19 protein-coding genes and 2 pseudogenes are annotated in these 20,788 nt (G+C 35.8%); 2 read left to right on the top strand and 19 right to left on the bottom strand.

What is annotated here, in order from left to right; genetic code table 11:
- Positions 1 to 286 precede the first annotated feature (286 nt).
- From MHI02_RS08205 to MHI02_RS08170, 8 genes and pseudogenes are all read right to left on the bottom strand, one after another.
- Positions 287 to 469, bottom strand: coding sequence for a hypothetical protein (locus MHI02_RS08205; RefSeq protein ID WP_047186223.1), 183 nt, complete (start codon positions 467 to 469; stop codon positions 287 to 289).
- A gap of 629 nt (positions 470 to 1,098) precedes the next feature.
- Positions 1,099 to 1,819, bottom strand: a pseudogene (locus tag MHI02_RS18555) (transposase).
- 309 nt (positions 1,820 to 2,128) lie between these two features.
- Complete coding sequence (locus MHI02_RS08195; RefSeq protein ID WP_047186225.1) at positions 2,129 to 2,392, bottom strand: hypothetical protein; 264 nt, start codon at positions 2,390 to 2,392, stop codon at positions 2,129 to 2,131.
- Between the two features lie 121 nt (positions 2,393 to 2,513).
- Complete coding sequence (locus tag MHI02_RS08190; RefSeq protein ID WP_047186226.1) at positions 2,514 to 2,786, bottom strand: hypothetical protein; 273 nt, start codon at positions 2,784 to 2,786, stop codon at positions 2,514 to 2,516.
- Positions 2,787 to 2,986: 200 nt separating this feature from the next.
- On the bottom strand, positions 2,987 to 3,679 hold the full coding sequence (locus MHI02_RS08185) for an amino acid ABC transporter permease (protein ID WP_047186227.1): 693 nt from the start codon (positions 3,677 to 3,679) through the stop codon (positions 2,987 to 2,989).
- A 4-nt stretch (positions 3,680 to 3,683) separates the two neighbouring features.
- Positions 3,684 to 4,388, bottom strand: a complete 705-nt coding sequence (locus tag MHI02_RS08180) for an amino acid ABC transporter permease (protein ID WP_047186228.1) — start codon at positions 4,386 to 4,388, stop codon at positions 3,684 to 3,686.
- Between the two features lie 34 nt (positions 4,389 to 4,422).
- On the bottom strand, positions 4,423 to 5,247 hold the full coding sequence (locus MHI02_RS08175) for a transporter substrate-binding domain-containing protein (RefSeq protein ID WP_084824108.1): 825 nt from the start codon (positions 5,245 to 5,247) through the stop codon (positions 4,423 to 4,425).
- 23 nt (positions 5,248 to 5,270) lie between these two features.
- Positions 5,271 to 6,014, bottom strand: a complete 744-nt coding sequence (locus tag MHI02_RS08170; RefSeq protein ID WP_047186229.1) for an amino acid ABC transporter ATP-binding protein — start codon at positions 6,012 to 6,014, stop codon at positions 5,271 to 5,273.
- A 261-nt stretch (positions 6,015 to 6,275) separates the two neighbouring features.
- Between MHI02_RS08170 and MHI02_RS08165 the strand changes: the two genes are divergently transcribed.
- A complete protein-coding gene (locus tag MHI02_RS08165) occupies positions 6,276 to 7,433 on the top strand; it encodes an acyl-CoA dehydrogenase family protein (RefSeq protein ID WP_047186230.1) in 1,158 nt (385 codons plus the stop codon).
- A gap of 79 nt (positions 7,434 to 7,512) precedes the next feature.
- Here MHI02_RS08165 and MHI02_RS08160 read toward each other — a convergent pair whose 3' ends face one another.
- The 9 genes from MHI02_RS08160 to MHI02_RS08120 form a co-directional block, all read right to left on the bottom strand.
- Positions 7,513 to 8,496: a peptidoglycan-binding domain-containing protein gene (locus tag MHI02_RS08160; RefSeq protein WP_052771779.1), complete on the bottom strand. Its 984-nt coding sequence runs from the start codon at positions 8,494 to 8,496 to the stop codon at positions 7,513 to 7,515.
- Positions 8,497 to 8,732: 236 nt separating this feature from the next.
- Positions 8,733 to 10,265: an alkyl hydroperoxide reductase subunit F gene (ahpF, locus tag MHI02_RS08155; RefSeq protein WP_047186231.1), complete on the bottom strand. Its 1,533-nt coding sequence runs from the start codon at positions 10,263 to 10,265 to the stop codon at positions 8,733 to 8,735.
- 18 nt (positions 10,266 to 10,283) lie between these two features.
- Positions 10,284 to 10,847, bottom strand: coding sequence for an alkyl hydroperoxide reductase subunit C (gene ahpC / locus MHI02_RS08150; RefSeq protein WP_047186232.1), 564 nt, complete (start codon positions 10,845 to 10,847; stop codon positions 10,284 to 10,286).
- A gap of 181 nt (positions 10,848 to 11,028) precedes the next feature.
- The gene (locus MHI02_RS08145; RefSeq protein ID WP_052771780.1) at positions 11,029 to 12,138 is read right to left on the bottom strand and encodes a GerAB/ArcD/ProY family transporter; all 1,110 of its coding nucleotides are present in this window, start codon (positions 12,136 to 12,138) and stop codon (positions 11,029 to 11,031) included.
- A gap of 22 nt (positions 12,139 to 12,160) precedes the next feature.
- The gene (locus MHI02_RS08140; RefSeq protein ID WP_047186233.1) at positions 12,161 to 12,406 is read right to left on the bottom strand and encodes a hypothetical protein; all 246 of its coding nucleotides are present in this window, start codon (positions 12,404 to 12,406) and stop codon (positions 12,161 to 12,163) included.
- 1 nt (position 12,407) lies between these two features.
- On the bottom strand, positions 12,408 to 13,613 hold the full coding sequence (locus MHI02_RS08135; protein WP_341166106.1) for a Ger(x)C family spore germination protein: 1,206 nt from the start codon (positions 13,611 to 13,613) through the stop codon (positions 12,408 to 12,410).
- A gap of 21 nt (positions 13,614 to 13,634) precedes the next feature.
- Positions 13,635 to 15,293: a spore germination protein gene (locus MHI02_RS08130; protein ID WP_052771781.1), complete on the bottom strand. Its 1,659-nt coding sequence runs from the start codon at positions 15,291 to 15,293 to the stop codon at positions 13,635 to 13,637.
- 356 nt (positions 15,294 to 15,649) lie between these two features.
- Positions 15,650 to 16,774 (bottom strand): zinc-dependent alcohol dehydrogenase family protein, encoded by a 1,125-nt coding sequence (locus MHI02_RS08125; RefSeq protein ID WP_047186235.1) that lies wholly within the window; start codon positions 16,772 to 16,774, stop codon positions 15,650 to 15,652.
- Positions 16,775 to 16,805: 31 nt separating this feature from the next.
- On the bottom strand, positions 16,806 to 17,201 hold the full coding sequence (locus tag MHI02_RS08120; protein ID WP_111014489.1) for an acyl-CoA thioesterase: 396 nt from the start codon (positions 17,199 to 17,201) through the stop codon (positions 16,806 to 16,808).
- A gap of 242 nt (positions 17,202 to 17,443) precedes the next feature.
- Here MHI02_RS08120 and MHI02_RS08115 point away from each other — a divergent pair.
- A pseudogene (locus MHI02_RS08115) lies at positions 17,444 to 17,587 on the top strand (DUF421 domain-containing protein); the annotation flags it as partial.
- A gap of 191 nt (positions 17,588 to 17,778) precedes the next feature.
- Here MHI02_RS08115 and MHI02_RS08110 read toward each other — a convergent pair.
- Together MHI02_RS08110 and MHI02_RS08105 are read right to left on the bottom strand one after the other, a co-directional pair.
- Positions 17,779 to 19,404: an amidohydrolase gene (locus tag MHI02_RS08110; RefSeq protein WP_047186238.1), complete on the bottom strand. Its 1,626-nt coding sequence runs from the start codon at positions 19,402 to 19,404 to the stop codon at positions 17,779 to 17,781.
- Positions 19,405 to 19,422: 18 nt separating this feature from the next.
- The gene (locus MHI02_RS08105) at positions 19,423 to 20,769 is read right to left on the bottom strand and encodes an APC family permease (protein WP_047186239.1); all 1,347 of its coding nucleotides are present in this window, start codon (positions 20,767 to 20,769) and stop codon (positions 19,423 to 19,425) included.
- Positions 20,770 to 20,788 lie beyond the last annotated feature (19 nt).

The raw sequence follows: 20,788 nt of genomic DNA, 5'->3' as shown, positions 1-20,788 counted from the left end.
AGAGAAAACAGCTACATCTTAAGCTAATATCTTAGAAAGAAACATCGCCAATGAATGTGCCACCATAATATATGTATATAAGTTCTAAATCTATATTTTTCAATAAAGCCATAGACCATTATACAGATTGCTATTTTTTAATAATACTTCGCTATTACTTAAATCCTTCTCTCCAATAATATTTTGTGTTCATTTTAACACCTCTTATCCTATTAACCTGCCATTTAGCACAATAGAAGCTGTCTAATCGATAACTCATTCGTTCTTTAAGGCACCAGTACCGGAACTAAAACAGCAGGCTTTGAAAATGCATAATGATTATAACTAATGTAGATAAAGATCCTGCAAACAATAAAGTTATCATTTTTCGCCAGTTTATCTCTTTTGAAGATTTTACAGATTCTCGAGACACCGTAACCCATATTGCCATAGATACTATAACTAAGATGAAAATAACTTCTTTGGACATCTTTGACACCTCCATCATTTTTATTAATCAACGTACCTTATGTACGAATTAGAAAAATTAAAGTTTCACTATTATGGAATGTTGCCAGTAGATTATTTAAGAAACCAGATTCATTTTATTCAATTAGATCGTGTAATAATAGTGATTGTTGTGTTTTTTATTAGCTTTTCAGTTTTTAATCAGAAACAATAAGAGGTTTCTTGCATTCGGTCAAACGTGGGTAGATTGAAGCGGTGCAATCTTTAGGATATATTTTTCTTCCATACGTTAAGGAAGGTAATTGTACCTCAAGCCCTTGTTGAAGCCCTCCCTGATATAATGAGCCTGTTTTTAGTTATTATAAAAGCTTTATCCTTTGCGAACTTTATTATTAAAGAAAATAATACAAAATGATGATACAGTAACACATACGTCAATGAGTGCCGGAATACAAGGAGAAAATCAATATTCCGCAACTCATACAGCCAATACATACACTATGCCTGAAAAGTAAGTATCAAATTGTTCAATTAAAAAAATTAGATGATCAAATTAGGCATTTACTAGATGCTTTTCTCGTTTAAAGAGTTCATACTGTGATAATGTTTTAAATTAAATAGAAAGTCTAATCAAAATTAAAATGATACATGCTAAAAACAATGAGACTGGGACATAACTAGCCAAAAAAAGTAAAATAAAAAGGTTCCAAGCAATAAAAAATTTACTTGGAACCTTTTTTGTGTTTTTTTCCATCTTCCGCCACTATTTTACCGTCCATGGCGGCGTTTTTTCTCAAGTTAACCGCCACCCATGCAAATGCTAATTCATTTTTCACCATCTGTTTTCCCCTAAAGGAAAAACGGGTAAAACCCAAATTAGCCTTCAGAAAACCAAACACTGGTTCTGCGTCAATTTACGTTTTCCGTAAATTTCACCAGTTTTCTCGTCTGAAAGCTTCGTGCGTACATATTCTTTTTGGAACTCCCACTTTTCATTCATGTAGACCGTTCGGTTGTTCCCTTCTTTTGCTTTCGTGCATAAATCGCGGAGTGGACAGCCCAAATAGTCCTCACATTTTTACACTTTAAATTCACTGGTGAATCCGTACCTGTCTGTTCGTTTGGAATGATGGCTAAACCGTACTTTTTTACGACCAGAAAACGCGGATTGCGTATACCCACACAAAATGATTTTCAACATCATACGAGGATGGTACGCAGGACGCCCGGTTTGTCGTACGAAGTCCTCGAAAGCCTCTTCCGGAATACTCTCGACAAGATCATGGATCGCAAAGGCAATATCGTTTTCTTTCAATTTAATTTCTAAATCTAGTGGCAAAACTACTTGGTTCATGGTATAATGTTTAAACATAAGGACACCTCCAAAATTATTGTTTGCTCACTTTAATTTTATCAAAAGGTGTCCTTTTTGGTTACTAAAATAACGTTAAAAAAAGGCGTGGGGTCTACACTTTTTTAGTGTAAACTCCAACGCCTTAATTTTTATTTACTGGAGTTTTTTCCCAGCTTCTTCTAATACACCTTCCTTAAACGGAGTTCAAATTATTAATAAACAAGGTAAAAATAGACCACATAATCTAATAGACTAAGCCACTCTACTAAACTGCCAATTTATGACTCCTTATCTAAGGATTACACCAAATAATTAAATAAGGAATAACTAGTAATATAAAAAATATGAAAAGGAAAAAAATAAAATTAGGGATATAATAACCCTAATCCAGGTCAATTTTTTACTTATCCCTGCTTTATTTTCCAAGTAATTAATATACCCAATCGTTAATATAAAGCCAAAAATTATAAGTGCGTATCCTGTATTATCATTTTCTTTAATCAGATACCTTATTGCAGCTAAAATAATCAGTATGGTTCCAATTGTCCCCAAAACCATATTGAAATACAAAATTCGTTTATCTTCTTTCAATATTGATACCTCCTTCTTCCAATAAAATTTTCTAGTATTATATTTCAATAATATTGTGAAATAGAAACAAACGGCCCGGTTCGGATTACCTTGCTTTACTTGCACCAATTGTGAATTAGTGTTATTCCCTATTATTTATATTTAGCGACTTATAAAAGGAAAAAACCACAGTAGAAAGTCCAATTCCAAAAAGAATGCTACCAGTCACTAAAAAATTATTTGTCTTCGCCTTTACCTTAAATTCATAATCCATTGTGTCAATGTTATCTAAAGTAGCCAACAAACCATTAGTTAAGGTTGTTCCAAAATCATCACTAAAAAAAATAAGTATCAGTCCAATAACTCCTAGCAACGCACCTAAAATCATTAAACCTTTTATTTTATCCTTCCTCATATTCTTGCTCCTCCTTGATACTTCTTTTTTAACGCCACGCCATTTAGCTAGAATTCTTTGTAATGTAATATTAGCATGATATTTCAATTACTTATTAAAAATATTAGTTACTAATTTGACAGATTACCTTAGCAAGCTGCACAAATTATCTCCGTTAATAACAAAAGTCCGAATCTCTTATACAGAGCTTCAGACTTTGCTTAATACCCCTTCCTCAATCGAAGTTCAAATTTATTAATAAACAAGGTGAAAATAGAACACAAAATCCAATAGACGAAAGCCGCAGCAACAAATGCCTCGATGTAGCTAAAATTATAAGCACCTAACAATTTTGCTTGTCCAAAAATATCTACAACCGATATTAAATACGCCAAGGATAAAGCTTTTATAATAACTAAAAACGAGTTCATAATATCAGGGAGCGCCTCAACAAGGGCTTGTGGTATAATTACCTTCCATAGCGTATGGAAGAAACCATATCCAAAAGATTGCGCTGCTTCAATCTGCCCGCGTTCGACCGAATGCAAGGAACCTCTTATTGTTTCTGATTGGAAAACTGAAAAACTAATAGAAAATACGACAATAACTGTTATGACAGGATCTAACTGATGAGGATTAAAATCTATACCCATCAACGATACAATATATTGAACGATAAAAGGTAAAGAATAATATCCTAAGTATAATAAAACAACATTAGGCGTACCCCTTAAAAAAGATTGGACTACTGTAATAATAGTAAAAAGGATTGGTATTTTCTTTCGTTGGATAAGAGCCAGACATCCCCCCATAAATAGGGATAGTATTAGGATAATAACTGCCAATAGCAACGTTTGAGGTACAACCTTTAAAATGCTGAAAAAGTCTTCAATTAAAACATCTAATTGAAACATTTAATTAGGCTACCTCCTTCGTTGACCCATTATATGGAAGTCTTTGTTTTCTTCTCTCTAAATATTTAATCATTTGTTCGGATAACATGGAAACGATCCAATAAATAATTGCAATTAATAAATAAATTTCAATTTGGTTCATTCCATAATTACTGGAAATTATAATATTAGCAAGCCCCATTATATCCACTACACCGATTGCAAAAATCAAAGAGGTATCATGGATTAAATAAATAATAGCATTACCTAACCCCGGGAGCGCTATTGGGGCTACTTGTGGAATAATAATACGGTATAATTTCTTAAAAGGCGAAAATCCCAAGCTATCTGCTGCCTCATGTTGACCACGCTCTACCGCTAAATAAGCAGGGCGAACAACCTCCGACATATAGGCACCATTATAAATAATTAGAGTAATTATAGAAGCAGTCGTTGGGTTCATATCATTAATATGAATTCCCATTAATGCTAATACTACTGGTAAACCATAATAAATTAAAAATAATTGTAACAAGATTGGGGTACTTCTTGTGAAAGAGATGTACATTCCCATTATGGGGTTAAGCAACCTGACTTTCTTAATTCGAATTGCTACGACCAAAACGCTTAACAGAAAACCACATATGGTTGAAACAACAATAATTAATAATGTTATCGGAAGGACGCTTAAAAATTGGGGGAGTATCTCCAACATAAAGGTAATATCCATTTTAGTAACTCCTCCTCCCTTCCATTAATTCGCATCATTCATATTGAAATACATCTTCCCCATAGTATTTTACGGATAGCTCAGATAGTGTGCCATCTTCTTTCAATTCCGCTAGCGCTTTACTAATTTCCTCATTCAACGCTTCATTCTCTTCGGATTTATGAATCAGAAAATAAGTTGGAAATATTTTTACTGGCTCTGTTGTATGAATTTTTAACCCAGCCTGTTCAATAATTTCATTTTGACCTAAATTGGACGGTAAAACTAAAGCATCATATTTTCCAGATTCAACTTCCTTCAATCGATCCGCATAGGAAATACCACTGTCTGAAGTTTTAAATTCAATTTGGTTATCCGGATTTTCTTCATTATATTCAGTTAAAAAGTTAAAAACCCCTCCAGATGGGTTAGGCGGAGAAATATTCTTTCCAACTAAGTCTTCAAGTGTTTCAATATCTTTATTTTCTTCGTTTGTATAGATCTTCATCAAACTTGCCCCATTACTTTCGGAAGGTATTAAATATTTTTCTTCACGTTCCTCACTTAAGAACAAGCCTTGTGCGATTAAATCATATTTCCCTGTGTCTAATCCTACCTCTGCGGCACTATCCCCAACTCCTACAATATGAAACTCATAATCTTGTAATTTTTCATCTACTTTACGCAATATCTCAACTTCATAACCAGTTAGTTCACCATTCTCCGTATAACTTAACGGCTTTGCTGCAGGTGGTACGGCCACCTCAATTGTTCTAACTCCCGCTTCAGAACCTCCGTCTCCTGAAGCACCATCACTTCCACAAGCACCAAGTAGAAAAATTAAGCTCACCAATCCTATAAAAACAAATACCTTTTTCATAAAACCCACTTCTCCTTCCCTTTTTAGTTCTTTCTAGTATAAAATTGATTTAAAAATTCCCTTGTTCTCTCATTTGATGATTGGTTAAAAATTTCTGTTGGAGTCCCCTCTTCTACTATCTTTCCTTTATCCATAAAAACAACTTTTGTTGATATATTTTGCGCAAAGGACATCTCATGTGTAACTAGCACAATGGTTATTCCTGATTTGGCAACGGCTTCAATTACTTTTAAAACTTCCCCAACTAATTCGGGATCAAGAGCCGATGTTGGTTCATCAAATAGGATGACTTCGGGTTCTACAGCTAATGCCCTTGCAATACTAACTCTTTGCTGCTGGCCACCCGATAGTTGAGAAGGATAAGCATTTATTTTATCTATTAAACCAACCTTCTCCAATTCCTCCATACTTTTCTCATAGGCAGCTTTTTTTGATTTTTTTTGCACGACCATTTGCGCTTCCATCACATTCTCAATCACTGTTTTATGCTTAAAAAGATTGTACTGTTGAAATACCATCGCCGTTTTCCGACGGATTTTTAAAATATCTTTTTTCCGAATGGATTTATAGTCTAGGTGAACATCTCCTAATGTTATTTCTCCATCATCGGGTTTTTCCAAATAATTAATACATCTTAATAATGTTGTTTTACCTGTACCACTAGGACCAATTAATGTAACAACATCACCTTTGTTTACGGTTAAATTAATCCCCTTTAAAACTTGCTCATCATTAAAAGATATTTGCAGATTTTTTAATAATAGCATTTTATGTGTACTCACCTCCATAAACATTTAGTGACCCACTCAAGTTATCTTAATATGTATTCTTTACATATATTTCAATATTGTAATTTATTCTAAACACATAATTACTATCTGTCAACTTGGTTTTGATTTTTGATTAAAATATTCGCTATTATACAATTTATTGTATTAGACAAAAAGTTTGAGATTTCTTCAAAGTGGTGAAATAATAAACTATAATTCCAACTAAATTGATTAATTAACACAAAATGGAGGGATATGATGAATTTATTAAAACTAAGCAGTATGGACGAAAGAATAAATTTATTATCCAAAACAGTGAAACCTTTTAAGGAACGGGCAAAAGAACATGATGAAAATGCCAGTTTCCCTTTTGATAACTTTAATGACCTGAAATCAATTGGTTATCCAGCACTAACATTACCTAAGCAATATGGTGGGTTAGGAATCTCATTATATGAAATGCTAAGATATCAAGAAATAATTGGAAAAGCAGACGGTTCGACAGCCCTTTCCATCGGTTGGCATATGGGCATTATGAAACACCTTGGTGAAACCCAAGCATGGGATGAAAATAAGTATGCTTCGGTAGCTCAAGATGTGCTTAAGTCAGGTGCATTACTTAATAATGCTGCATCTGAACCAGCTACCGGAAGTCCTACACGCGGTGGCCAACCCGAAACGTATGCAAAAAAAGATAGTTCAGGATGGACAATTAACGGTCGTAAAACATTCACAACACTATCTCCAATTTTAAGTTATTTTGTTGTTAGTGCTTCAATTGATGGTACGGATGAGGTAGGGAATTTCTTAATCAAACGAGAGAGAAAAGGAGTGAAAGTAGATGAAACCTGGGACTCTATCGCAATGCGTGGTTCAGGAAGTCATGACTTAGTATTAGAGAACGTTCATGTAGACGAAGATGATCTTGTACAAAAGTTAACTCCAGGTAAGAAAAAACCTGCTGGATGGCTATTACATATACCTGCATGCTATCTTGGAATCGCACAAGCTGCACAAGAGTCTGCCATTACATTTGCTACAACATATTCACCGAATAGCATTAAAGGCACCATATCGGAATTGCCAAATATTAAGCAAAAAATAGGTGAGATGGAACTTCTGATTTTAGAATCTAAAAACTTCCTTTATTCGATTGCCAATAAGTGGGATGAAAGTGATGAGGTTACAAGATTAACGATGGGACCCGAATTGGGTGCCGTTAAATTATCAGTTGTTAATAAAGCTTTGGAAGTAGTTGACTTAGCGATGAGAATTGTTGGTGCAAGAAGCTTATCACAAAAAAGTGATCTCCAACGTTATTATCGTGATGTACGTGCTGGTTTACACAATCCACCGATGGACGATATGATTATTATGCAGCTTGCTGGAAAATCTATCTCTGATAAGGTCGAATAAATGCCAAAAACCAATCCCCGGTTTCCAAACCGGGGATTTAACAAAATTTATTTGAGTTGTACCTCTATCTCCATTTCATTTAAAAAGTACCTTTATTTAACCTTCGTTGCAATTCTTTTACTACTAATGAAGATGGTCTGCTTAAGGCGCCGTCAACCGGGGTACCGAGATATCTTTGTAATTTTCGTATGGTCTCTGGTCCTAAATAACCATCTGCATTAGCACCAATTTTCTTCTGTAACGCTTTAATAACTAAACTCCCGCCAGAACCAAATGTGACACCGCCATATAACGCATTTGTCACGCTATTTCTCAACTGCTTACTTATCACACCATCTACGACTGTGCCTAATGCTTTTTGTAATGCTCTCGTAGTTGATGGACCCCATTTACCGTCTACAGTTAAATTAGCTTTAGCTTTAGGGGCAGGAGCAGTAGCTGGTTGAGATTTAGCATTAGCTTTTGTTTTAGGAGCGGGAGCAGTAACTGTTTGAGATTTAGCATTTGACTGTCCTGTTGGTTTAACTGCTGCGGTTCCTTTTTCAACATCCATTTTGAACTGTGCTCTAGAAATGCCAAAGGATGCTAGATAAGCATATGGGTCACTGTGAACTGTACCACCAATATTCCTTCTTATCCAATCGTGTGTTTTAATCCCTTTATCTGTAACCCTTGAACCAGTATCTAACTTTATCGGTATTCCTGCATCATTAGCAAGCTTTCGTAATAACCATACATATGCAGCGTAATCTTTTTTAAACGTTTCTATATTATTTGTTCTCGCTAATTCTACTTGAGCATAAGCATAGGGATTGGCTTTCGGACCAGCTCCATACTGTAATCTACCCACTTCAGCTACTTGAACAATTCTTCCTCCACCGCCAACCCAATGGGAAACAAAAGCGTTTTTCCAATTTCTAGTCATGAAATTAACTTCTCTTTCCAAAGAACCTGGTGTGACATTGCTAGGATTACCAGAATCATGAGCAACTATAAAGTTAGGAGCGATTAAACTTCTTTGGTTTAGCCCCGGGATGATTTTCTTCTGAATATTATAAGGCATTCAAATCCTCCCCTCCTTTACTATATATCTATTTTTTCGCAATCCTTTTCGATTGGTCGAATAAACCACTTCTGAGAAATCCAATCATTAGCCCGTACATAATTTTTTTAATAAGTTTCCCTTGAAAAAAAATATCCCTGCTACTAAGCCAAGTAACAGGGACATAACGAATAGGTAAAAAAATAAAAGTCGTTTAACCATCAAAAATGACAGTTAAACGACTTTTTTATAAGTATTTAATTCCGAATCATATAATCAAATGCACCTAAAGCGGCTGTTGCACCTGATCCCATGGAAATGATAATTTGTTTGTATGCACTATCTGTACAGTCACCTGCTGCAAAGATTCCAGGAACATTTGTAGCGCCTGTCTTATCTACAACAATTTGACCGAATTTATTAAGTTCAACTTCACTATCTTTAAGGAATCCTGTACTTGGCACTAAACCAATTTGTACGAATACTCCTTCTAACTCAATATGATGTTCTTCCTCTGTTTCACGGTCTACATAACTAATACCGTTTACTGTTTCATCACCTGTAATTTCTTTTGTTGCTGCGTTTTTGATAACAGTAACATTAGGTAGACTGTAAAGACGATCTTGAAGTACGGAGTCTGCTTTAAGCTCTGGTAAAAATTCTAGTACCGTAACATGTTTGACAATACCCGCTAAGTCAATTGCAGCTTCGATACCAGAATTACCTCCACCAACAACAGCTACATGTTTACCTTCAAATAACGGACCATCACAGTGCGGGCAGTAGGCAACCCCTTTAGTTTCATATTCTTTTTCACCTGGGACACCTATGTTACGCCACTTAGCTCCTGTTGAAAGGATAGCCGTTTTACTTTTCAGAACAGCTCCATTTTCCAATTCTACTTCAACGAAATTATCTTTCTTCTCGATGTTTTTAACCGTTTGTAGATTCATTATATCAACATCGTATTCTTTCACATGTTCTTCAAGGCTAGCAGCGAGTTTCGTTCCTTCTGTATGTTTTACACTAATAAAGTTCTCAATAGCTGCTGTGTCTAGGATTTGGCCACCGAAACGTTCAGCGACAATACCTGTACGAATTCCTTTACGTGCGGCATAAATCGCAGCACTAGCTCCAGCTGGGCCACCACCTATAACAAGCACATCAAATGGATCTTTATTTTCTAACTCTGATGCATCCGGACCACTACCAAGTTTGGCAAGAATCTCTTCAAGTTCCATACGTCCATTACCGAAGGATTCCCCATTTAAGAAGATGGTTGGCACTCCCATGATGTTTTTACTATCTACTTCGTCTTTGAAAGCTCCACCCTCAATCATGGTGTGAGATATGTTAGGGTTTAGAACACTCATAATGTTTAGTGCTTGTACCACAACAGGACATTTTTCACAGCTAAGGCTGACATATGTTTCAAAATGATATTCGTCTTCAATTGCTTTAATTTGGTCAATTACTTTTTGTTCTACTTTTGGTGTACGGCCACTTACTTGAAGTAATGCTAACACAAGTGAAGTAAATTCATGACCTAACGGAACACCAGCAAAAGTAATTCCAGTGTCTTCCCCAATACGATTCACACTGAAGCTTGGCGTTCTTTCTAGTTGTGTATGTTCTATTTTTATTTTAGTAGAGATAGTAGCTAATTCATCTATTAGTTCGAGCATTTCTCTAGATACTTTATCAGAACCAGAGCTAACTTTTAGTAAAATATCATTTTCTAAAAGGCCTAGATACTGCTCTAACTGTTGTTTTATTTCTGCATCTAACATATTATAATCGCTCTCCCCTTAGATTTTACCTACTAAATCAAGACTTGGCTTAAGAGTTTCTTCTCCTTCTTTCCATTTAGCTGGGCAAACTTCACCAGGATTGTTACGTACATATTGAGCGGCTTTGATTTTATCAATAAGAACAGATGCGTCACGACCAATTCCTTCAGCATTGATTTCAACTGCTTGAATAACGCCATCTGGATCGATAATGAATGTTCCACGATCGGCACGGCCTTCTTCTTCTACTAATACTTCAAACATACGAGAGATTTGATGAGAAGGGTCACCAATCATAGCGTAAGTGATTTTACCAATGGCTTCTGAATGGTCATGCCAAGCTTTATGTGTAAAGTGAGTATCAGTTGATACGGAGAATACTTCTACACCTAGCTCTTGTAATTTTGGATATTCGTTTTGAAGGTCTTCTAATTCTGTTGGGCAAACGAAAGTAAAGTCTGCTGGATAGAAACAAACAACACTCCAATGTCCTTTAAAATCTTGTTCAGAAACTTCAATGAAATCTCCGTTTTTATAAGCTTGTGCTTTGAATGGTTCAATTTCTTTTCCAATTAATGCCATAGTTATATCCTCCTAAATATTTATTTATAATAATTTTAATTCAATACTTATTATTGTATATATTTGCCATTTAGTCAACTAATTAGGTTGCAATATTTTTGAACAATATCGTAATAATAACGGAATTTTCTCTCAATAATAATATTATCATTTACATATAAACAGAATAGATGCTATTTTTTTATTCTTTCTTTTTTTGTCTTATCTTTCCTACTATCAGAATAACCAACGGAAGACATAGTCCCATTGTAGCTGCGAAAAACACCCAATAATACGCAATCATTTCTTGATAATAAATAATATTCGGGTAAGATATTAACCCAAGAATAATCAGTATAAAACTTAATGGAGTAGAAAGGGTTGAGACATTTTTCAACTTAAAAAAGTGGCTAAAGCCTAAGGAAAGAACATAAAAGTTTACAGTAATTTTAAAAAAGATTGTGAAGAACCAAGCAATTGCAACCAAAATCTCGATTCGTTCTAAGAAATTGGCAATACTAATTTTTTTACCTAAAATATATGTCGGATAAACTTGTCTGCCGGTAAATTCAGCTCCTAATACAGCTAAACACATAAGAGTAATTAGCAATATCATAAAAGAAGCAACTATCGTGCCAATATAAAATCCCTTTTTAGCTTTTTTAAAGGCATTAACATATGGAATAATAGCGAGAAATACAATGAGTTCGAAATACGGGATTCCTAAAGTTGGAATGACGGTAGCAAATGCTGCACTCGCTCTATCTTCCAGAATTGGTTTAATCTTAGTAAAATCTGCTTCAGGAGATACTAAAACTATTAACAAAATTAACGAAACAATAGCATAAGGAAAAAAGATTTCACAACTTCTACCAATCACTTCTAGACCTAATTTTATTCCATATAAACTAGTTAAGGCAAAAAGTAACATAATAAATTGAATCGGAGTATCTACCATAATTTGAGTCGTCATAAAGTCACCAATTTGTCGTAAATTGGTTGCAGTAAGAAATAACATAAAGAATAAAAACAGTAAAATGACGACTTTACCAATAAATTTTCCCAATGCGAATTCCATTAATTCAAATAAATTCTTCTTTTCATCCATTGATGAAACTCGGATTAATAAAAAAACAATGCCAACCCCAATGATGGATGAGATAATGCATGTAATCCAAGCATCCATACTCGCATAATACGCGGTTAAGGATGGGTTTACAATAATACTTGTCCCTAAAGAATACATAAAAACTAATAACATGAATTGTCTGGCACTAATTCTTCCTTTTTCTAGCAATATTACACCATCCATTCTTAGCTCATTATGTGACCTTTTACAAATAACTTTCCAGTAATTTCCGTAAAGGGGTGGCTAGCGGTTCATAAATCCATTTCCATCCCTCTGTTGGATTTAGAAGAGGGACATCAAGGATATAGAGAAGAGTAATACTAAAGGCAATAACAGAAAAAACGAGATGAAATATTTTATCTTTCATGGAATTTGAATCTTTTTTTATTAAATATTTATCCAGTTTAAAAATCAATCCAGCTAAAATGATAATGAATATTGCCTTAACCACTTTACTCCTCCTCTTGATCCATATTACCTTCTATTTCTTCAAAAAAGGATTGATTGGTCGTCCCAGTTCTTCTGATTTGAACATCCACATTTATATCCACTTCTAATTGATCTGAAAAGACTTCATCCCATTCATCCTCAACTGTTTTCCAGTATTTAAAATTACTCATTTTAAACTTTTCGCCAAAACCAAATAGATCTACACCCATTTCCTGTATTTCTTTAATACTATCTCTCGTAGTTTTTTCTATATCTTTTTCATGCTTTTTCTCTAACTTGGTAATTTCATTTGGATCGGTTAGGTCTACCGTACAAGATACATCCGCTATATTAGATTCAACTCTTATATTCACTTCCATTTTCGGAGTATCACCTTTAACTTTCGCTTTCTTCTCCACTTTGGTATTAAACACTTCTAGACTCAAGTCCCCGTTTTTTCCACAAGGAATGGTAGTTACCGTACTTTGAACCTTACCGTTAATGTTGTTTACCGTTCTTGTTTGGGCCTCCGTTAACCAATCCACCAATTTATCATTTCGAAATGCACTTTCGTTATATGTTTCAATCCTCGTATATGGTAAAGATTTCTCTAAGTTAGTTAGTTTGGAACCAACCTCTGGGTCGTCAGTAATACTAAGTCCTGTAATGCTAGCCTCTTTCCCTTTGGAAGTAATAGAAGAAACTAAATCATCAATGTTTACGGAAGTAACCCCCGCCCAAATTTTTTCAGAGGTTTTGATCATCCCCCATATATTATTTCCAGGAATTTGTTCAAGAGGAGTTAAAATTTTCAACACGTCTTCCGCTGCGTAATCCTTGGCTACTGCGAAGAAGAAGTCAGTCCTCATCTCATGATCTCGCGAAAGAAAGTCTAATACTCCTCCAATCCCTTCTCTTGCAAATTCCTCTCCAAAAATAACAATTCGTAAATGACTTAAATATATTTTTCTAGGGGCAATACTAGTTAATCTTCTGATTGCTTCTATTAATGTATTTCCAGTTTCTGTGTACGTATTAACAGCAGGTTGAGTCGTTCCCGTATCCCCAGCAATTTCACCTGGGTTTAATATTTGTACGGTTACTTTATATTTATCATCTTCTTTATCAATACCTAGTATCGTGACAATCGATATATCGGTTAATTCTTTGGAATCCCAACAACCGGATAAAATTATGATCATGAATAGGATGATGCTAATTGGAATCATTCGCTTCAATGTCACTCACCATCACTTTCTATTTGGCGAAGGTTTATCCGTGTTTTCTCGAACAATATTTTTTTGATTCATTAATCTAGGCCTCGTACTTAATCTATATAACGGCAAACGAATAAAAGCATCTTTTTGATCTTGTAAAATCAATGGCCCCATTGGAGATAAGTATGGGATTCCAAAGGAGCGCAAACTCGCCAAATGCATAACCATAATAATCACTCCAATAATGATGCCAAGTAATCCAAACATTGCCGCTAAAGTCATAAAAGGGAATCGCAATAACCGAATAGAACTTGATAAATCAGGACTAGGAAAAACAAAACTACTAATAGCGGTTAATGATACAACAATAACCATCGCTGACGAAACAATACCTGCCTCTACAGCAGCTTGTCCTAACACCAAAGCCCCCACAATTGAAATAGCAGACCCTACCGCTCTGGGCATTCGTGTACCAGCCTCACGTAAAATATCGAACGTAATCTCCATGATTAAGGCCTCTACGAATGCTGGAAATGGGACCCCTTCCCTTTGTGCCGCTAAACTAATTAACAGTTGATTAGGAATCATTTCTTGGTGAAATGTTGTTAAGGCAATATATATAGATGGTGTTAACAGAGCTAAGAAAAATCCCAAATAACGTAATAGTCGTAAGAGCGAGCCAATATCCGCTCGTTGATAATAATCTTCACTAGATTGAAAAAAGTCTACTATGAACGTAGGAACAAGTAATACAAAGGGAGTACCATCCACAATGATTGCTACTTTTCCTTCAAGTAACCCCCCACAAATCGCATCCGGCCTTTCCGTATTGTACACCGTTGGAAACGGGGAATGGGGGTAATCCTGTATGTATTCTTCGATATAACCACTTTCCAAAATAGCATCCGCATCAATTGCATCTAACCGCTTTTTTACTTCTTTAACAATCTTGTCACTGACAATGCCGTTCATATAACAGATAGCGACGTCTGTTTGTGTTTTTTTCCCAATGACTTTACTTTCGATCCAGAGATTCGGATCTTTAATTCTCCTACGAATAAGGGAGGTATTCGTTCTTAACGTTTCAGTGAAACCTTCTTTCGGTCCTCTTATAACCGTTGTAGAGGATGATTCTTCTACTGATCTCGATTCATAGTCTTTTGAACCAATAGCAAAAGCTGTTTCATACCCATCCATTAAAATAATCGAATCCCCAGCAAGAATAAAACTAAATAGCTCTTGATAATCCTTACACTCCTCCACCTCACTATTCGCTAACGTTTGATCTTTCATCACTTTAAAAAGATCACTCTCTTGAGGATTAACTTTTGGCTTTATCCATTTTGCCTTTTTCCGTACATTTCCTTGATTTGGGGATGATCCCTTTCCGGAGCTATCTGCATTATTTCCAGTTGGTAAATCAGTTAGACGTAAATCAATCATCAATGTTTCCGTAATATAATCTTGAATGAACATTTTACTAGCCATGCCATCCATATAAAGTAAAGCAACCTTTACTAGTTGAGTCGAACCGATTTTAAATTCCCTTACTACAAAATCCGAGCTATTCCCAAGTATAGACTTCACATTTTCAATCGTTTGATCAATGTCTTTATGTAAGGGAGTAGCCAAATCTGAAGGTATATTCTCTACTTCCATTGGTTCTTTCTTCTTACTTAACCATTTCCTCATATACCAAAAGCTCCTAATCAAGATAATAATTTGTATATTATCTTTCCAAAATGTTGAATAATTATGTAAAGCACAAAGATGGAATTGCCGTTGAGTAGAAAATGGGTTTCATTTACTGAATATCGGGATTCACGTGATGGGTATCGGGATTTGGACCCGGGATATCAGCACTCATACAAGAGATTTCGGCGTTCGCACTCGGGATATCAAGATTCATACGAGAGATTTCAGCATTCAAACTCAGAATATCAGCATTCATGTACATAAGAAAAACCCGAATATCAGACACTTTTTATCGGTGTCCATTATTCGGGTTTCATTCTTCACCATATCAATAAAAACTCTTTTTCTAACATCTATAATTTAATTATTATCCTACTAGACTCTCCTTTTGCCAACATATCAAATCCTTCATTTATTTGATCCAGCTCGATCATGTCACTCATTAGCTTATCTACAGGTAAACGCCCTTGTTTCAATAAGTTAATGAATTTCGGAATATCCCTTTTCGGGACACAACCACCTACATAGGAACCTTTCAAAGTTCTCTCTTCCGCAGTTAAACTCACATATGGAAACGAGAAATGGTGTTTTGGATCTGGTAGTCCTGTTGTTACGGTGGTACCGCCACGTTTCGTAATTCCGTAGGCTACTTCCATTGCGGGAACGGCTCCAGCAGTTTCAAAGCTATATTCCACTCCTCCACCAGTTGCTTCACGTACTTTTTCAATTACATCCATATCTGTGGAATTAAATGTATCCGTCGCTCCCAATTCTTTAGCAAATTCCAATTTAGAGTCATTAATATCAATGGCAATGATTCGTTCCGCACCTGCAGCAATAGCACCGATAAGCGCACTTAAACCAACTCCCCCTAAACCGACAACTGCAACTGTACTACCTAGTTTAATATTTGCAGTATTAATTACCGCTCCTACCCCCGTAATGACAGCGCATCCAAATAAGGCTACTTTTTCAAAAGGAATATCCTTGTCCACCTTAATCAAGGAATTCCTAGATACAACCGCATATTCAGAAAATGCCGAAACACCTAAATGATGATTAATTTTTCCTTCCTCATTATGTAAACGTATATCACCGTTTAACAGTGTACCTTCCGTGTTAGATTTTGCTCCTTCTTCACATAAAGCTGGGCGCCCTTCTTGACATGGTAGACAGTGACCACAGCTAGGAACAAATACACATACTATGTGATCGCCAACCTCTAAATCATCTACCCCTTCCCCTACTTGCTCCACAATTCCAGATGCCTCGTGTCCCAAAGCCATTGGCAATGGTCTAGGTCGACTCCCATTCACAACAGATAAATCAGAATGACAGAGACTAGCAGCTTTTATTTTAATAAGCACTTCCCCATGTCCGGGTGGATCAAGATTAAGCGTTTCTATTTGAATAGGTTTACTTTCTGCATATGGTAATTGCTTCCCCATTTCACGTAATACAGCTGTTCTTACTTTCATATTGGCAACCTCCCCTAATAAAACGTTTTCTTTATTCTTGTATTAAGTGCTCTTCTAGTTGCAGTCTAATTTCATCTGGTATTGGTTCTGTGGCTTGCTTTTTACGATTAAAATTGACATATACAGCTCTTCCTTTTGCACAGAGTTCTTCATTTTGAAACATCTCTTCATACAAAGTAAAACTAGAATTCCCAATTTTCTCGACGTGCGTTTTTATGATTACATCTCTTCCGTAATAAATTTGTTTCAAATAGTCCACGTTCATGTTTAAAATAATACAACGCCAATCTTCAAAACTTAAATCACTAGTAAACATTTTGAAAATTTCATTTCTGCCGGCTTCGAACCATATGGGGATGGTTGTATTATTGATATGACCTACACCATCTGTTTCACTGACGCGTGGGGTGATGATAGTTTTTAGCAAGACATCTGCCCCTCTCCCTTTCATTTTGATTCTATTATATTATAACACATTGGAATAGGAATTTTCAGACTATTACTTCAATCTGCTAAGAACTAAATGACTTTACCGTTTTATTCCACCTAAGACGATAATACTCCGAGTATATTCATATATAATTAATTCTTATGAAATCGTTTTTTTATCTTGTCCACAATATATTCAGGCACTTTTTAAATACATTATTTAGAAACGGAGGATTTCAGATGCATGATGTTTTGGAAGTAATCCTTAGAAGTATCGGCGCCTTCTGCTTATTATTGATAAGGGCTAAAATTTTAGGAAAACAAACCATTTCAAAAATGACCACTTTCGATTTTGTTGCCTCGATATCACTAGGTGCAATTGCAAAAGACATTAATAAAGATGATGCAGCCTTATGTAAAACGTTCTGTAAGGAAAAATGGGGATAGGCAACCTATGCACTATCTCCATCTCACCTACATTTCACCATTTACATGTTCTTTTATCTTTCTTACATTATCCGGTCACTTCACCTCAAAACGCTTTTAGAAAAACTCCCTCCTTTTCCACCTTTCTATTATTTAGCAAGTTCCTTTTCACTTGCGTAAACAACTCTTCCATCCATTATTGTCATAATCACTTCTGTTTCTGGTATCATTTCGATTGAATTTTCAAATAAATTTTTATTTAAGACAACCATATCTGCTAATTTCCCTTCCTCAATGGTGCCCAGCTCGTTTTCCCTAAATGAGCCATATGCGGGAGTTGTGGTATATGCCTTGATAGCCTGCGCAAGACTTATCTTTTCAGATTCCTCCCATGACTGACCATTTAAATCTATTCTTGTCATTGCATGATAGATTCCTAACAAAGGATTTAAAGGTGCTACTGGGAAATCCGTTCCAAAAGTGATAGTAGCTTCTGTATCCATAATCGTCTTTACAGGAAAATATAAAGGTTGTTGTTGTTCACTTATTCTGCTTGTATATGCTTCCTTAGGCATTAAGGCAACATGGGACGGCTGAAATGATGCAATTACCCCTAGTTCTTGGAAACGTTGAACATCATCTGGATGGAGTACCTCTACATGTTCTATGACGTGTCTGGAATCTCTTTGACCGTTTTCTCTTTTAGCTTCCTCAAAAGCGTCCAACGCTAAGCGGACAGCTCCATTTCCAATCGCATGAAATCTAATTTGAAATCCATGCTTATCTGCCTGTTTAACCAATTGTTTGATTTCCTCAGGCTTCTTCGTAAGATCCCCTGCCGTCTCTGGACGATCTTTATAACTATCAAGTAAATAAGCCGTGTGACTAGTAACGACTCCATCAATAAATTGCTTAAGTCCAGAAAAAGTTAATTTATCTGACTGATATTTTTCTTTTAATCTATTTGCCTCTTCCATATCCTTTTGTAATTCTGGATAAAAATGAATGCGAGTCGTTAGAATTCCCTGTTCTTCAAGTTGGGAGTACACTTTTAGATCCTCTTCCTGTTTCGGCCCAATATTTCCACCAAACAAATCATTAACGGATGTAACCCCGTATTTTGCCGCCTCCTTGAGCAGGCCTTTAATCAATGACACTCTTTTTTCTTCTGAAAACCGGTAAGCAAATTCTGTCACATAACCAACCGCATCTTCAAACAAAAGTCCGGTTAACTCACCTTTTTCATCTTTTCCTATTTTACCGTAATCCGGGTCAGGTGTATCTTTCGTTATTCCACAAACTTCAATTGCTTTGCTATTGATCCAAGCATAATGAACTTCTGCATTAAACAGGATAACTGGGCGGTCCGGAATATATCTATCCAATACCTCCTTATGTGGGAATTCCTTATGTTGCCAGCTGGTATGATCCCAGCCAAGGCCGATAATCCACTCCTCATTCGGTCTCGATTCCGCATATGCTGCTGTCATTTTAGCGGCTTCTTCTGCCGACTCTGAATCATGTAAATGAACCATATCATTTTGCACTAAACTACCCATCATAAAATGAACATGGAAATCCTGAAATCCAGGAACAATTAGCTCATCCTCGAACTGATGGACAATAGTTTGTTCTCCAATCATTGGCTGTATTTCCTCTAACGTACCTACAGCAGCAATTTTATTATTAATAATGGCAATGGATGCCTTTTCAGTTGTCTCTTTCAATCCGGTAAATACATGATTACCAGAAAGAACTAAATCCGCTTTCACCATAATATCCCTCCTTGAATTTTAAACTACCTCATCATCTATTTGATCAATCGAAAGCTCCGGTGGTTTCTTGGTAAACATCTTCGTAATAATCAATAGCAACACAACACCGATAGCAAACCAACCTAGCCCTAATAGAAATGCATGTTGATCCAAACTGGTCCAAATCCATGCCGTAAAGGCCGCACCAATAAGTGGTAATATTAAATATTTCACTGTATCCATTCCCGTTCGTCGTTTGCCTTTGATATAATAATGAACGACTACAGATAAGTTAACAAACGTAAAGGCGACTAACGCCCCAAAGTTAATAAGAGAAGATGCTTGCACTAAATCAACAAACAGTGCAGATAAGGTGAATACGCTTACAATCAGTAAGTTTAAAGCCGGTGTACGAAACTTCGGATGGATATAACCAAATATTTTCTTTGGTAATACACCGTCCCGCCCCATCGCATATAGAAGCCTTGACACACTCGCGTGGGAAGATAAACCAGAAGCTATACCGCCTGTAATATAACCTGCTAAAAAGATAGACTGAAATAGGTTTCCACCAATATAAAACGCAATTTCTAATGCAGCAGAATCTGCATCTTGGAAAGAACCAAAGTTAGGAAATACAATATGACTGACATAAGAAACTAATATAAAAAATCCTCCACCAATCATCGCGATTAAAAATATAGCTTTCGGAAGCGTCCTTTTAGGATCCACAGTCTCCTCTGCAAATGTTGTAACGGCATCAAAACCAAGAAAAGACAAACATAATATCGAAGCCCCTGCCATTACCAATTCAAATGGAACTTCTCCATTTACAAAAGGGGAACTCATCAATAAAGTACCTGAACCCAGACCGTTCATAACACCTCTAACGGATAAGATGGAAAACAGGACAATAATAAGAAACTGACAAGAGATGAGAAGGATATTCACTTTTGTTGCTACTTTTACACCAACAATATTGACTACCGTTATGAGCGAGATAAAAGCAATTAACCAGACAGGAAACGGTACCTGTGGGAAATAGGCGTTTAAATAAATACCTATTAATAACCCATTAATCATAGGAAGGAATAGGTAATCTAAAAGAATAACCCATCCCACTATGAAGCCAACATGAGAATTAAATGCCTTTTGTGAATAAGTATAGGCAGAACCAGAGATTGGAAAAGCCTTTACCATCTGACCATAACTATAAGCGGTAAACAGCATCCCAATTAGCGCAACAATATATGCTGCTGGCACCATTCCTCTTGTTATTTCAGCAACAACACCATATGTGGAAAATACAGTGGTTGGAGCCATATACGCTAAACCGAATACAATTAGCGGGAAGACAGTTAATGTACGTTTAAGTTTCACATCCATATATCATTCAGCCCTTCTA

It is taken from the genome of Oceanobacillus sp. FSL K6-0118 (assembly GCF_038006665.1).
Classification (GTDB): domain Bacteria; phylum Bacillota; class Bacilli; order Bacillales; family Amphibacillaceae; genus Oceanobacillus; species Oceanobacillus caeni.
The sequence above is the reverse complement of the archived record's forward strand: the minus strand, read 5'-3'. Positions and strand labels throughout refer to the sequence as shown.